Origin of the sequence: Stenotrophomonas pavanii (assembly GCF_900101175.1) — a bacterium.
In the GTDB taxonomy this organism is placed as follows: domain Bacteria; phylum Pseudomonadota; class Gammaproteobacteria; order Xanthomonadales; family Xanthomonadaceae; genus Stenotrophomonas; species Stenotrophomonas pavanii.
Genome location: NZ_FNFQ01000001.1, coordinates 104946 through 119595, shown reverse-complemented (window position 1 = coordinate 119595; position 14650 = coordinate 104946). Strand labels below are relative to the sequence as shown.

The 14650-nt window shown below is 67.3% G+C and carries 12 protein-coding genes; 3 read left to right on the top strand and 9 right to left on the bottom strand.

The window, feature by feature from the left end; all coding sequences use genetic code 11:
• Window positions 1-24 precede the first annotated feature (24 nt).
• The gene (locus BLS66_RS00600; RefSeq protein ID WP_014647705.1) at window positions 25-237 is read left to right on the top strand and encodes a hypothetical protein; all 213 of its coding nucleotides are present in this window, start codon (window positions 25-27) and stop codon (window positions 235-237) included.
• Entirely contained in the window at window positions 234-482 is a 249-nt protein-coding gene (locus BLS66_RS00595; protein ID WP_074724865.1) for a hypothetical protein, read from the top strand. Before BLS66_RS00600 ends, BLS66_RS00595 begins: the two co-directional genes overlap by 4 nt.
• Before the next feature lie 109 nt (window positions 483-591).
• Here BLS66_RS00595 and lpdA read toward each other — a convergent pair whose 3' ends face one another.
• The 6 genes from lpdA to purB all read right to left on the bottom strand — a co-directional run bounded on the left by lpdA (window position 592) and on the right by purB (window position 10780).
• Window positions 592-2028 carry a dihydrolipoyl dehydrogenase gene (gene lpdA, locus BLS66_RS00590; RefSeq protein WP_049467622.1) on the bottom strand — a complete coding sequence of 479 codons (1437 nt, stop codon included), beginning with the start codon at window positions 2026-2028 and terminating at the stop codon, window positions 592-594.
• 63 nt (window positions 2029-2091) lie between these two features.
• Window positions 2092-3294 carry a dihydrolipoyllysine-residue succinyltransferase gene (gene sucB / locus BLS66_RS00585; protein WP_049467624.1) on the bottom strand — a complete coding sequence of 401 codons (1203 nt, stop codon included), beginning with the start codon at window positions 3292-3294 and terminating at the stop codon, window positions 2092-2094.
• 40 nt (window positions 3295-3334) lie between these two features.
• Entirely contained in the window at window positions 3335-6166 is a 2832-nt protein-coding gene (locus BLS66_RS00580; protein WP_049467626.1) for a 2-oxoglutarate dehydrogenase E1 component, read from the bottom strand.
• A gap of 186 nt (window positions 6167-6352) precedes the next feature.
• Entirely contained in the window at window positions 6353-7249 is an 897-nt protein-coding gene (locus BLS66_RS00575; protein WP_074724864.1) for a GNAT family N-acetyltransferase, read from the bottom strand.
• Between the two features lie 9 nt (window positions 7250-7258).
• Window positions 7259-8674, bottom strand: a complete 1416-nt coding sequence (locus BLS66_RS00570) for a ribosomal protein uL16 3-hydroxylase (protein ID WP_074724863.1) — start codon at window positions 8672-8674, stop codon at window positions 7259-7261.
• 738 nt (window positions 8675-9412) lie between these two features.
• Window positions 9413-10780, bottom strand: coding sequence for an adenylosuccinate lyase (gene purB / locus BLS66_RS00565; protein ID WP_074724862.1), 1368 nt, complete (start codon window positions 10778-10780; stop codon window positions 9413-9415).
• A gap of 293 nt (window positions 10781-11073) precedes the next feature.
• Between purB and BLS66_RS00560 the strand changes: the two genes are divergently transcribed.
• Window positions 11074-12513: a class II fumarate hydratase gene (locus tag BLS66_RS00560; protein WP_074724861.1), complete on the top strand. Its 1440-nt coding sequence runs from the start codon at window positions 11074-11076 to the stop codon at window positions 12511-12513.
• Between the two features lie 71 nt (window positions 12514-12584).
• Here the strand turns inward: BLS66_RS00560 and BLS66_RS00555 are convergent, their stop codons facing one another.
• The 3 genes from BLS66_RS00555 to BLS66_RS00545 form a co-directional block, all read right to left on the bottom strand.
• Complete coding sequence (locus tag BLS66_RS00555; protein ID WP_049464855.1) at window positions 12585-13010, bottom strand: hypothetical protein; 426 nt, start codon at window positions 13008-13010, stop codon at window positions 12585-12587.
• Window positions 13011-13116: 106 nt separating this feature from the next.
• Window positions 13117-13722, bottom strand: coding sequence for a YggN family protein (locus BLS66_RS00550; protein WP_064238855.1), 606 nt, complete (start codon window positions 13720-13722; stop codon window positions 13117-13119).
• Between the two features lie 29 nt (window positions 13723-13751).
• Complete coding sequence (locus tag BLS66_RS00545) at window positions 13752-14639, bottom strand: DUF4097 family beta strand repeat-containing protein (protein WP_019660403.1); 888 nt, start codon at window positions 14637-14639, stop codon at window positions 13752-13754.
• Between the last annotated feature and the right edge of the window lie 11 nt (window positions 14640-14650).

The following is a 14650-nucleotide window of genomic DNA, read 5'->3' as shown; positions in this document are numbered from 1 at the left end:
AGGTGCCGCCCCAAGGAGACCGTGATGAAGACCCTGTTCGCGCTCGGTGTGTGGTGTCTGCTGTTCGTACTGTGCTGGCCGCTGGCGATCCTGGCCCTGATCGCCTGGCCGTTCGTCTGGCTGCTGAGCCTGCCGTTCCGCCTGGTCGGCATCACCTTCTCGGCGCTGTTCGCCTTCCTGCGCGCGCTGTTCATGCTGCCGGCGCGCCTGCTCGGTGGCCGGGCGGTTCCCGCATGAGGAGGGCGCTGCTGGCCGGTCTGGTCCTGTTGCCAGGCCCGGTACTGGCTGCACCTCCAGCACCGCCTTCGGTGTGGCTGGAGCGCGAGCAGAGCGCTGCGGCTGACGAAGCCAATGCCGCGGCGGCCCCTGCGCCGAAAGCGGAGGCGCGCTGCCGGGTGGTCAAGCAATGGAAGGCCGGCGATACGGTGGTGCAGCACAGGGTCTGTGAGGATCCACCGAAGAAGCCTGCTGGAAAGGTGTAGCGCCGAGCCCGTGCTCGGCGCTACAGGGAAACGGGCAACAAAAAACCCCGCCGAGGCGGGGTTTTTCATATCCGGGTGATGCCGGCCAGCGGCCGGCACTACCGGATGATCAGTTCGCCTTGTGGATGGCGCGCTTGCTGACCGCCATCGCCGCGTCGTGGACCACTTCCGACAGCGACGGGTGGGCGTGGCAGATGCGGGCCAGGTCATCGGCCGAACCGCTGAACTCCATGGTCAGCACGCCTTCGTGCACCAGCTCGGAAACGTTGGCGCCGACCAGGTGCATGCCCAGGATGCGGTCGGTTTCGGCATGGGCCAGGATCTTCACGAAGCCTGCCGGTTCGATCATCGCCACGGCACGGCCGTTGGCGGCGAACGGGAAGCTGCCGGCCTTGTACGGAATGCCTTCGGCCTTCAGCTGGGCTTCGGTCTTGCCGACCCAGGCCAGTTCCGGCTCGGTGTAGATGACCCACGGAATGGTGTCGAAGTTGACGTGGCCCGGCAGGCCGGCGATCAGCTCAGCCACCGCGATGCCTTCCTCGAAGCCCTTGTGTGCCAGCATCGGGCCGCGCACGCAGTCGCCGACCGCCCACACGCCGTTGACGCCGGTGTGGCAGTGCGCATCGACTTCGATCTGGCCGCGCTCGTTGACCTTGACGCCGGTGCCTTCGGCCAGCAGGCCCTTGGTCGCCGCGCGACGGCCCACGGCCACCAGCAGCTTGTCCACGGTCAGGGTCTTTTCGCCTTCCGCGTCGGTGTAGGTGACGATGACTTCCTTCTTCTTGCCCTTGCCGGTGATCTCGGTCTTGGAGACCTTGGCATTGAGCTTGATGTCCAGGCCCTGCTTCTTGAATTCCTTGGCAGCCGCCTTGGCCACTTCGGCATCGGCAGCCGCCAGGAACTCCGGCATGGCTTCCAGGATGGTGACTTCAGCGCCCAGGCGCTTCCACACGCTGCCCAGTTCCAGGCCGATCACGCCGGCGCCGATCACCGCCAGGCGGTTCGGCACTTCGGTGAAGTCCAGGCCGCCGACGTTGTCGACGATGGTCTCGCCGTCGAACTTGGCGAACGGCAGCTCGATCGAATCCGAGCCGGCGGCGATGATGACGTTGGTGCCCTTCAGCTCGACTTCCGAACCGTCGTGCTGCTTCACCTTGACCACGTTGCCCGGCTGCAGCTGGCCGAAGCCGTAGTAGGTGGCGACCTTGTTGGCCTTGAACAGCATGGCGATGCCGCCGGTGAACTGCTTGACGATCTTGTCCTTGCGGCCAACCATCGCCTCGACGTCGATCTTGGCATCCTTGAAGCTGATGCCGTGGTCGCCAAAGATGTGGCCCATGTTCCAGTACTGGCGCGAGGAATCCAGCAGCGCCTTGGACGGGATGCAGCCCACGCGCAGGCAGGTGCCGCCGAGGGCCGGCTTGCCGTCCTTGCCCAGCGCTGCGTCGATGCAGGCGGTCTTCAGGCCCAACTGGGCCGCGCGGATGGCAGCGTGGTAACCGGCCGGGCCAGCACCGATGACGACGACGTCGAATTGTTCAGCCATTGAATTATTCCTTGATGCATTACCAGAACCCCTCCGCGCAGGCGCGGAGGGGCGGGAGGTTTCTTACAGGCCGAACAGCATGCGGCCCGGGTTTTCCAGCTGGTTCTTGATGTCCACCAGGAACTGCACCGAGTCCTTGCCGTCGATGATGCGGTGGTCGTAGGACAGCGCCAGGTACATCATCGGCGCGATCACGACCTGGCCGTTCTGGGCGATCGGACGCTCCTTGATGGCGTGCATGCCCAGGATGGCGCTCTGCGGCGGGTTGATGATCGGGGTCGACAGCAGCGAACCGAAGGTGCCGCCGTTGGTCACGGTGAAGGTGCCGCCCTGCAGTTCTTCCAGGCCCAGCTTGCCGTCACGGGCCTTCTTGGCGTAGTCGGCGATGGTCTTCTCGATGTCGGCGAACGACATGCGCTCGACGTTGCGCAGCACCGGCGTGACCAGGCCCTTCTCGGTCGAGACGGCGATCGAGATGTCCGAGTAGCCGTGATAGATGATGTCGTCGCCGTCGATCGAGGCGTTGACCAGCGGGAAGCGCTGCAGCGCGTTGGCGGCGGCCTTCACGAAGAAGCTCATGAAGCCCAGCTTGATGCCGTGGGCCTTGACGAACTCGTCCTGCAGTTCCTTGCGCGCCGCCGACACCTTGGACAGGTCGACTTCGTTGAAGGTGGTCAGCATGGCGGTCGAATTCTTCGACTCCATCAGGCGCTCGGCAATGCGCTTGCGGATGCGGGTCATCGGCACGCGCTCTTCCGGGCGTGCGCCACCGGCCTTGCCGGCGCCGCCGTTGCGGGCGAAGTTGACGATGTCTTCCTTGGTGACCGCGCCGCGACGGCCGGTGCCGTCGACATCGGCCGGGTTCACGCCTTCAGTGATGGCGGTGAAGCGGGCGCCCGGCGGCAGCGCATCGGCGGCCGACTTGGCGGCCGGGGCCGGCGCAGCGGCAGCGGCCGGAGCCGGAGCAGCGGCGGCCGGAGCAGCGGCCGGAGCGGCCTCGGCGGCCGGGGCCGGAGCAGCCGCAACGGCGCCTTCCTCGATGATCGCCACGACCTGGCTGGAGGTCACGGTCGAGCCTTCGGCGAACTTGATTTCCTTCAGCACGCCGTCGACCGGCGACGGCACTTCCAGGACGACCTTGTCGGTTTCCAGGTCAAGCAGGTTTTCGTCGCGCTTGACGGCGTCGCCCACCTTCTTGTGCCAGGTGGCGATGGTGCCGTCGGCGACGGATTCGGGCAGTACCGGGGCTTTGACTTCGGTGGCCATGCGGGAGCTTCCTGGTTTGTCTTCTAAATAGGGGGGAGAGTTATTCAGCGACCTGGTCGTTGAACGGGTTGACCAGTGCGTCGGCGATCAGCTGCTGCTGCTCGCGGACGTGGTCAGCCATGTGACCGGCAGCCGGCGAGGCCGAACGTGCGCGACCGGCGTAGTGCAGGTTCTGGCCGTCGGCCAGGCAGAACTGCAGGTGGTGGCGGATCTGGTACCACGCGCCCTGGTTCTGCGGTTCTTCCTGCGTCCACACCACGTCGGTGGCCTTGCCGTACTTCTTCAGTTCGGCCGCCAGCAGCGCACGCGGGAACGGATACAGCTGCTCCACGCGGATGATCGCCACGTCGTCCTGGCCACGCTTGATCTGGTCCTCCAGCAGGTCGTAATAGACCTTGCCCGAGCACAGCACCACGCGCTTGACCTTCTTGGCGTCTGCGTTGGCGTCGCCGATCAGGTGCTGAAACTCGCCGTTGGCCAGCTCGTCCAGGGTCGACACGGCCAGCTTGTGGCGCAGCAGCGACTTCGGCGACATCACCACCAGCGGCTTGCGGGTGGTCATGTGCAGCTGGCGACGCAGCATGTGGAAGGCCTGGGCCGGGGTCGACGGCACCACCACCAGCATGTTCTCCAGCGCGCACAGCTGCAGGAAGCGCTCCAGGCGCGCCGAGCTGTGTTCCGGGCCTTGCCCTTCATAGCCATGCGGCAGCAGCAGGGTCAGGCCGGAAATGCGGCCCCACTTGGCTTCACCGGCGGCGATGAACTGGTCGATCACCACCTGGGCACCGTTGGCGAAGTCGCCGAACTGGCCTTCCCAGATGCACAGCGTGTTCGGATCGGTGGTGGAGAAGCCGTACTCGTAGGCCATCACCGCTTCTTCGCTCAGCAGCGAATCGATGACGGTGGCCTTCTCCGGCGAATCCACCAGCTGCCGCAGCGGCATGTAGTAGTTGTCGGTCTTCTGGTCGTGCAGGATCGCGTGGCGGTGCGTGAAGGTACCGCGGCCGACGTCCTGGCCGACCAGGCGCAGCGCATGGCCTTCGTCGAGCAGGGTGGCGTAGGCCAGGTTCTCGGCAAAGCCCCAGTCGCCCGGGATCTCGCCGGCGGCCATCTTGCGGCGGTCGTCATAGACCTTGGCCACGCGCGAGTGCAGCTGCACTTCATCGGGAATGGTGTTGATCAGCTTGGCCAGCTCGACCAGCTTGTTCTTCTCGACCTTGGTCGAGACCGGGTCGGACAGCTTGCCTTCCAGCAGCTTCGGCCAATCGACGAACAGTGGGCTGCTCGGCGGGGTCTTCTCGACCTTGGCCAGCTCGGTGGTCACTTCACCGGCGTCCAGCTTCTCGCGGTAGGCATCGACCATCGCCTTGCCGGCGCCGGCGGCGATCACGCCCGCCTTTTCCAGCTGCTCGGCGTACATCTCGCGGGTGGTCGGGTGCTTGCGGATCACCTGGTACATCAGCGGCTGGGTGATCGCCGGTTCGTCGGCCTCGTTGTGGCCCCAGCGGCGGTAGCACATCAGGTCGATGACCACGTCCTTGGCGAACGTCTGGCGGAACTCGAAGGCCAGCTGTGCGGCGAACACCACCGCTTCCGGGTCATCGCCGTTCACGTGCAGCACCGGGGCGGCAATCATCTTCGCCACGTCGGTGGCATAGCGCGTGGAACGCGTATCCAGCGGGTTGGAGGTGGTGAAGCCGACCTGGTTGTTGACCACGATGTGCACGGTGCCGCCGACGGCGAAGCCGCGGGCCTGCGACATCTGGAACAGTTCCATGACCACGCCCTGGCCGGAGAAGGCCGCGTCGCCGTGGATCAGGATCGGCATGACCTGCTTGCGCGCGGTGTCCTTGCGGCGCTCCTGGCGCGAACGCACGGAGCCGGCCACGACCGGGTCGGCGATTTCCAGGTGCGACGGGTTGAACGCCAGCGCCAGGTGCACCGGGCCGCCATCGGTGGCGACGTCGGCGGAGAAGCCCATGTGGTACTTCACGTCGCCGGCCGAAGCGTGCTCGTCGTGCTCGAACTTGCCTTCGAACTCGTCGAACAGCTTGCGCGGGTTCTTGCCCAGGGTGTTGACCAGCACGTTCAGGCGGCCACGGTGGGCCATGCCGATCACCACATCCTTGACGCCATCCTTGCCGGCGTTGCGGATGATGGTGTCCATCATCGGGATCAGCGAATCGCCGCCTTCCAGCGAGAAGCGCTTCTGGCCGACGTACTTGGTGTGCAGGTAGCGCTCCAGGCCTTCGGCCGCAGTCAGGCGCTCCAGGGTGCGGCGCTGGGTGTCAGCGTCCAGCTGGTAGTTGCCACCGGCGGCTTCCAGCTTCTTGTAGATCCACTGGCGCTGCTCGACCTCGGAGATGTGCATGAACTCCGCACCGATCGAGCCGGTGTAGGTCGCCTTCAGGCGTGCCAGCAGGTCGCGCAGCTTCATGCGCGGCTGGCCGCCGACGCCGCCGGTGCTGAACTCGCTGTTGAGGTCGGCATCGGACAGGCTGTGGAACGCCAGGCCCAGGTCGGGCGTGTTGACCGGCGCGGCCAGGCCCAGCGGATCAAGGCGGGCGTCCAGGTGGCCGCGCGAGCGGTAGGCGGTGATCAGACGACCGACATTGCGCTCGCGCTCGTCGCCCGCACCGGTGCCGGTGCCAGCTTTCAGCGCATCCTTGGCCGCGTCCGCGATGTGGGAGATGACGGCCGAGTGCGGAATGTCACCTGCTTCGCGGCCCTTGAAGCCGTCAAAGTAGGTTTTCCATTTGGGATCGACACTATCCGGGGAGACCAGGTACTGCTCGTACAGGTCCTCGACATAGGAGGCGTTGCCGCCGGCGAGTTGCGAAGATTGCGCAAACTGCTTCAGTTGATTGTCCACGATGGAGGGTGTTGATTCGCTTTGTGGGGTATGGCTTCAGAAGGACCCGGCAGGAAGATGAATAGCCCTGCGCGGGCGCGTTCAAACAGCCAAATTGTACCCCCAACGGGACACGAAGGGGCACCACCGCGGGCATCCCACGTCCGCCGGTGCCGGTTCCAGACAGGTTGGGTCAGCGGCGCCGGCTCAGATGCCGAGCGCGCGCAGTTCGCTGCAATCGCGCGAACGGTCCCAGACACGCTGCAATTGCTGCTCGAACGGCTGCGAACGTGCCGGCAGCGCGATGCCGGCCTCGCCGTCGAGGCGATGGCCGATCAGACGAAAGTAGAAGTCGCCCGCATCGTTGAGCAGGCAGGCCGAGGCCAGGGCGCGGTCGACCGGATCGCTGACCTCGCGGAACTGGATCACGCTGGGCAGGCGCTGGGCCAGCGCCAGCAGTGGTGCGCCCGCAGAGGCGATGGCGGCGGCGTCATGCACGATCACCCGCAGCTGCTTGTCGTGACGGGCGGTGACGAAGCGGCGCAGGGCGGCCTGCACCGGCGGCGCGTCGAGCAGCCCCGGGTCCAGCTGGCGGCTGTGCAGCCACAGCTGGCGGCGGGCGCGGTGGACGATGGCGGTGGTGATGGCCACTGCTTCGGCGCGGCTGTCGATCGCGCTGGCCGCGCCCAGCCGGCGGCGCATCTGCTGGTGGCCGATGCCGGCCTCTTCGAACACCTCGCCTTCCGGCAGGAAGCCCTGGCGGGCATAGAAATCACGGGCCGGCAGCTGGGCGTGCAGGTGCAGCTCAGCCAGGCCGAGCCAGCGCCCGGCTTCAACCAGGGCCTCCAGCAGGGCCTGGCCGACCCCCTGGCTGCGATGACTGGCCAATACCGCCATGCGGCCGATGCGGCCATCCGGGGCCAGCCGGCCGGTGCCCACCGGCTGGCCATCAGCGTCCAGCGCCAGCACATGGGCGCTGACCGGGTCCAGCGCATCGCGTTCCAGCGCCGCTGCGATGCCCTGTTCCTGCACGAACACGCGCTGGCGCACGTCGTGGATGGCGGCGTGGGCATCGGCGTGGCTGACCTGCTGGATCCGGATCATGGCGAGGGCTCAGGCACGGCCCGCGTCGCTGTCGTCTTCCTCGTCATCCTCGAAGTTGACGATGACCTCGATGCCGTCGTCGTGCACGGTCACGGTGTGGACATCGTCGGACACCGCGTCGGCATCGATCGCGTCCACGCGGTCACGGCCTTCGACGACCTCGCCGAGCACCACGGCATCCTCGCCGTCGTCCTCGTCTTCGGCGCCATGCATTTCGCTGGGATCGATCAGCTGGAACACGCCGCCGACCAGCAGCTGCTGGAGCACGGCACGGCCCTTGTCGGACAGGCCGCGATAGGCGGCGGCATCGAGCTGTTCGGCGCCGGCCAGGCGCTGGGCGTCCTTCACCGGCAGCGCGAAGTCCTGGCCGCTGACGTACAGGCTGGCACCGCGCTTGGCCCGGCGCCAGGCCAGGCGTGCCCACGGGTGACGCTGCAGCAGCAGGCCCGAGGCCAGCGCCTGGACCACTTCTTCCGGTGCCGGCGCGGCCTGGTGGGCCATCACTTCGCCAGCGGCGCGGTAGGTGGTGATGAAGCGGCCGAACCAGTCGCCCAGCTTGTCCGGGTCGTTCATGCGGATGGCGTTGAGCGCAGTGATCACCCGTGCCATCGCCACCGTGTCGATTTCGTTCGGGTCGGCCGGTACCTTCAGATCGGCATCCTGGTAGCGGATGTTTTCGTCGGCATCGGCGATCAGGGTGTCCAGGTAGTCGCTGATCAGCTCGGCCGACGACGGTGCACGCATGCCGAACGAGAAGGTCAGGCAGGGGTCTTCGGCGACGCCGTGGTGCGGCACGTTCGGCGGCAGGTACAGCATGTCGCCCGGCGCCAGCACCCAGTCGTGGGTGGGCTTGAACACCTTCAGCAGCTTCAGCTCCACGTCCGGGCGGAAGCCCAGCGGCGGCTGCCTGCCCTTGATCGATTCGCTGGCATCGATCTGCCAGCGGCGATGGCCGTGGGCCTGCAGCAGGAACACGTCGTACTGGTCGACGTGGGCGCCGACCGAACCGCCGGTGGCGGCGAAGCTGATCATCACGTCATCCATGCGCCAGCGCGGCAGGAAGCTGAAATGCTCGATCAGGGCGCGTACGTCGGGGTCCCACTTGTCCACGTCCTGCACCAGCAGGGTCCAGTCGTGGTCGGGCAGGGCGGGGAACACGTCTTCCTGGAACGGGCCGGTGCGCACGCGCCAGCCGTCCTGGGCCTTGTCATGCTCGATCAGGCGCGCCAGCACGCCTTCCTCGCAGGCCAGCCCGGCCAGGTCTTCCGGCTGCACCGGGGTCTGGAAATCGGGGAGGGCCTTGCGGATCAGCAGCGGGCGCTTCTGCCAGAAGTCGCGCAGGAAGGTGGCCGGCGCCATGCCCAGCGGCTGGCCGGGGCGGGCGGTGACTTCGATCAGGGGGGCGGAGGACTTGCGGGCGGCCATGGGGGAATCCTTGCAGCGGAAAGCGGGAGGGGCGGCGTGGCGGGCCGCCAAGGGTTCCATTGTCCGCCGTTCGTCGGGATTGCGCACGTGCGGTGGTTTGTCGCGGGGTGTCCGGCCAACGGCGGAGCCCCTCGTGGCGGGGTGGTTGGTCGCGCAAAGCGCTGGCTTCATGGGCTGGGCCGGGCGGGGTGGGTTCGCGGGACACGCCGTAAACCCCCCTCCGGGGTCCGGCCCAGCCGCTGGCGGCTGTGCGTTCGGGCGCTTGCGAAGCAGTGCTTCGCAAGCAAAGCGCCCTCACCCCTGGGGGCTCGATGGCGCCATCCATGGCGCCAACGGTCCCGCGAACCCACCCCGCCCGGCCCCTGGCAGTTTCCTGCGTGGCCCGCCACGGAATGGAAGAAGAAGATCAAAGGCAACAGCGGGTCGCGCGCTGCGCTTGCTCATGCCAAAGCAAAAGAGGGACGCGGCGAAGCCGCGTCCCTCTTTCAAATTCCGCCCCGACAACCCCACGCTCTTCGATCCGTCACCGGGAAACTGTCAGAGGCGGGGCGGGAGGGGCCAGCGGGACCGTTGGCGCCATGGATGGCGCCATCGAGCCTCCATGGATGGGTTCACGGCGTGTCCCGCTGGCCCCTCCCGCCCCGCCCAGCCCGCAGCAACCCAGAGCCTGGATCGCTGTTGCTGTTGCCGCTGCCTGCCGCAGGCAGCGCCCGCGGCCGCCGCCGCAAAGGAAACCCCTTAGATCTTCTTCGCCAGCGCCTCGGCCAGACCGGTGTAGCTGCCGGGGGTCATCTCCAGCAGGCGCTGCTTCGCATCCGCCGGCAGCTCCAGCCCCTGCACGAACGCACGCATCGACTCGGCCGTGATGCCCTGGCCGCGGGTCAGCGCCTTCAGCTGCTCATACGGGTTCGGCAGGCCGTGGCGGCGCATCACCGTCTGCACGGCCTCGGCCAGCACTTCCCAGGCTGCGTCCAGATCGGCATCCAGGCGCTGCGGGTTCACTTCCAGCTTGCCCAGGCCCTTGGCCAGCGAATCCAGCGCCACCTGGCTGTGGCCGAACGCGGTGCCCAGTGCACGCAGCACGGTGGAATCGGTCAGGTCACGCTGCCAGCGGCTGATCGGCAGCTTCGCGCTGAAGTGCTCGAACAGCGCGTTGGCGATGCCGAAGTTGCCTTCGGCATTCTCGAAATCGATCGGGTTGACCTTGTGCGGCATCGTCGACGAACCGACCTCGCCTTCCTTCAGGCGCTGCTTGAAGTAGCCCAGCGAGATGTAGCCCCAGATGTCACGCGCCAGGTCGATCAGGATGATGTTGGCACGGCGTGCGGCATCGCCGATCTCGGCGACGTTGTCGTGCGGTTCGATCTGCGTGGTGTACGGGTTGAACACCAGGCCCAGGCCGGTCACGAAGCGCTCGGCGAAGGCCGGCCAGTCCACGTCCGGGTAGCTGGCCACGTGGGCGTTGTAGTTGCCGACCGCGCCGTTGATCTTGCCGGTCAGCTCGACCGCAGCGATCTGCCGGCGCTGGCGCTCCAGGCGGGCGACCACGTTGGCCAGTTCCTTGCCCAGGGTGGTCGGCGAGGCGGTCTGGCCGTGGGTGCGCGACAGCATCGGCTGGCCGGCCTGGGCGTGGGCCAGGGTACGCAGGGTGCTGGCGATGCCGTCCAGGGTCGGCAGCAGCACCTCGCGGCGGGCCTGTTCCAGCATCAGGCCGTAGCTGAGGTTGTTGATGTCTTCGCTGGTGCAGGCGAAATGCACGAATTCCAGCGCCGGCGCCAGCTCGGCGTCGTCCTTCAGCTGTTCCTTGATGAAGTACTCCACCGCCTTGACGTCATGGTTGGTGGTGCGCTCGATCTCCTTCACGCGCGCGGCCTGGGCCGGGCTGAAGCGGGCGGCCAGCGCGCGCAGGCGGGCGATGGCAGCGTCGGAGAACGGCGCCAGCTCGACGATGCCCGGCTCGGCGGCCAGGGCCAGCAGCCACTCCACTTCCACCGTGATGCGGGCCTTGATCAGGCCGTACTCGGAGAAGATCGGGCGCAGGGCGTCGACCTTGCCGGCATAGCGGCCATCGAGCGGGGACAGGGCGAGCAGGGCGGAATCGGACATGTCGGCAGGGCTGGGGCGAGCGGCGGGGCCGATATTCTACGACGTGCCGGTGAGGTAGTGCCCGCCGCAGGCCGGCAACCACGCCCGGCCACGCCCTGCATGGATTGCCGGCCAGCAGCCGGCAGTACCCTTGCGCACGCAGAACGGCCGTGCAGACGGAACGTTCTGGCCCGTCCTCGTCATCCCACGCTACCGGCAACGGAGTATTGTTGGCGCAGCCGCCAGCCCGGGAAGCGACACCCTGCCAGCCGCCGCTTCCCTTTCCCCAACTGAAGTAGTGCGGAGTTGATGCAATGAGCAAAGCTGCAAGCAAGGGTGCCACTCCGGGATTCCGGATCGAACATGACAGCATGGGTGAGCTGCAGGTGCCTGCCGATGCCCTGTGGGGCGCGCAGACCCAGCGTGCCGTGCAGAATTTCCCGGTGTCGGGCCAGCGCATGCCGCGCGGTTTCATCCGTGCGCTGGGCCTGGTCAAGGGCGCGGCTGCCGGCGTCAACGCCGAGCTGGGCCATCTGCCCAGGACCGTGGCCAAGGCCATCCAGGCCGCTGCCGCCGAGGTGGCGGCCGGCGACTGGGACGCGCATTTCCCGATCGACGTCTACCAGACCGGTTCGGGTACATCCTCGAACATGAATGCCAACGAGGTCATCGCCACCCTGGCCAACCGTGCCGGCAAGGCCGGCAAGGCCGCTGTGCATCCCAATGACCACGTCAACCAGGGGCAGAGCTCCAATGACGTCATTCCGACCGCGCTGCGCGTGTCGGCGGTGCTGGCCGCGCAGGAGCAGCTGCTGCCGGCGCTGGTGCACCTGCGCAAGACCCTGGACAAGAAGGGCCGCAGCCTGCGCAAGGTGGTCAAGACCGGGCGTACCCACCTGATGGATGCGATGCCGCTGACCTTCGAGCAGGAGTTCGGCGCGTGGTCGGCACAGCTGGCTTCGGCGCAGGAGCGCATTGAGGACAGCCTCAAGCGCGTGCGTCGCCTGCCGCTGGGCGGCACCGCCATCGGCACCGGCATCAACGCCGACCCGCGTTTCGGCGCGCAGGTGGCCAAGGCACTGAAGCAGCAGACCGGGTTCAAGTTCGACAGCGCCGAGAACAAGTTCGAAGGCCTGGCCGCGCAGGACGATGCGGTGGAACTGTCGGGCCAGCTCAATGCGCTGGCCGTGGCGCTGATCAAGATCGCCAATGATCTTCGCTGGATGAACGCCGGTCCGCTGGCCGGGCTGGGCGAGATCGAACTGCCGGCACTGCAGCCGGGCAGCTCGATCATGCCGGGCAAGGTCAACCCGGTGATTCCGGAAGCAACCGTGATGGCCTGCGCGCAGGTGATCGGCCACCACACCGCGATCACCGTGGCCGGGCAGACCGGCAACTTCCAGCTCAACGTCACGCTGCCGCTGATCGCGGTGAACCTGCTGGATGGCATCGGCCTGCTGGCCAATGTGTCGCGGCTGCTGGCCGACAGCGCGATTGCCGGGCTGAAGGTGCGCGAAGACCGTGTTGCCGAGGCGCTGTCGCGCAATCCCATCCTGGTCACGGCGCTGAACCCGATCATCGGCTACGAGAAGGCAGCGGCCATTGCCAAGCGTGCCTACAAGGAACAGCGCCCGGTGCTGGACGTAGCGCTGGAAGACAGCGGCCTGCAGGAAGCGGAACTGCGCCGCCTGCTGGACCCCACCGCGCTGACTGCCGGTGGCATCCACGCGGGGGGCGGTGGCGGCGGCGGTTGATGCGCCGGTCGTAGGGCCGAGCCCATGCTCGGCTCTACAAAAGGAAACGCCGCCCCGGGGGCGGCGTTTTTTCAGCGACGGTCGGCGACGATGTTGCCGAAGGTGTCGGTGTAGTCCTTGAACTCGGGGATGCGCTGGACCAGGTCGGCCGGGATCACTTCCATGCCTTCCGGCGGCTGGATCTTCACCGGTTGCATGTTGGGATCGGCCGGGGCGGCGACCAGGGTGTTCTGGCGCAGCACCTGCAGCCTGCCGAACATCGTCTGCAGCATCTGCTTCTGCCCGTCGTCGAGCGGGATCTGGATCTCGTCCACCTTCATGGTGCCATCGCCGAGGATGATGATGTTCGGTGCCGGCGGGCGACGCACGGTCACCATCCCTTCGCTGACGGAAATCTTGGGCTTGCCGCGCTCGGCGCGGTGGTTGCGGTAATCCTTGTCACAGCCGACCAGGCCCAGGCAGAGCAGGGCGGCCAGCAGCAGGAACAACTTCTTCATGGCATTCGGTTCGGGGGCGTCCGGGGCCGACATTGTAAGCCGGTCGGCACGCTACGGCCGGCAGCGGGGCGCCGCTGCCGGCCGGGTGCGCTGATCTGTCACAGGCCTAGCGCTGGACCACGGTGTCCTTGCCGCAGTCGTCGACATCACTCTGGTCCATCGTGGCGTACGGCTTGAACGCGGGCAGCGATGCGGCCAGCGCCTGCTGGCTGGCCAGCATCGCCGGCATGCGGTTGCAGATGCGCTTGGCCTGGGCTTCGATCTTCTCCGCCTCGGCATTGATCCGCTTCTCGATGCCCTCGCTGTCGCCGCTGAAGATGCCCTTCAGGGCCTCTCCGGCAGCACTGGCGCCGAGCTTGGCACCGGCCAGGCCGACATCCATGCCGTCCATTGCAATGGCAACGACGTGGCCGCGGTATTCCAGCAGCTGCCGGCGCTGGGACTCATCGGCCGGCACTTCCTTGCCGCCGATCAGCAGCCGCCCGTCCGGCGTGATCTCCGCACGCGGCTGCTTGTCGGCGGAAATCTTGATGTTGCCCTGGGTGATGTCCTTGCGGGCATCGTCCATGGCCTCCTTGACCGTCTGGCCGACCCCGCTGGTCGCCTCGGCCACGCTTTTGCCGACGGTGGTATCCGGCGTGGAGGACGTGCCGCCGCAGGCGATCAGCGGCAGGCACAGCAGGGTGGCAGGCAGCACGCGCAGCAGATTCATGGCAGTGTCCTCGATCGGTCCGGTGGCGGTTACTTTTTGCGGGGCAGGGTGACGGTGCCGCTGACGTTGCGGTGGCCCACGTCGCCGCTGCCGCTGTGGTCGACGGTCAGGCTGCCGCGCACGCCATCGACCTGGATGTCACCCGAGCCGTGGCTGCGCACATGCACGCTGCCGCCGATGTCGGACAGGTCGACATCGCCGGAGCCGACCACGCCGACCTCGACGTTGCCCTGCACGCGCTTGAACCCGACGTCGCCGGACCCGACGGTGTCCAGCCGGGCGTTGCCGCGGACATCGCTGAGCTTCAGGTCACCCGAACCCACCGTGCCGGTGACCGCATCGCCGCCGATGTTGCGTGCCTTGACGTCGCCAGAGCCCAGCGACAGCAGGTTCAGCGAGCTGCCGCCGTCGATGTCCAGGTCACCCGAGCCCACCGCTGCGTGGATGCTGCCACGGGTGCCACGGATGATGGCATCACCGGAGCCGACATCCACGCTCAGCGACTGCGCGTTGTCCACGCTGGCATCGCCGGAACCGACCTTCAGCTGCAGCGGCAGGTTGTCCGGCACGCTGCCACGGATGTCCAGCCAGGCATAGCTGCTGCCCAGGCTGATGCCGCTGTCGCGGCCTTCGCGGCGCAGGCTGACCACCAGCTTGTCGCCTTCCTTCCGCTGGTCCAGCACCAGCTGGTCCAACCATTCCTGGCTGGAGGCGCAGGCGCGGCCATCCAGCTGGCCACCGCCCTTGCTGGCGACCACCTTCAGGTCATGCTGGTTCACCTCGAACACCACCGCCTTGGCGCCGGATGTCTCCAGCTTCAACGTACGGGCAGCGGTGAACTTGCAGTTCGGAGCATCGGCGGCCAGCGCCGACAGCGGCAACAGCAACAACGCAGAACAGGCGAGCAGGGAACGCATGGTGATGCCTC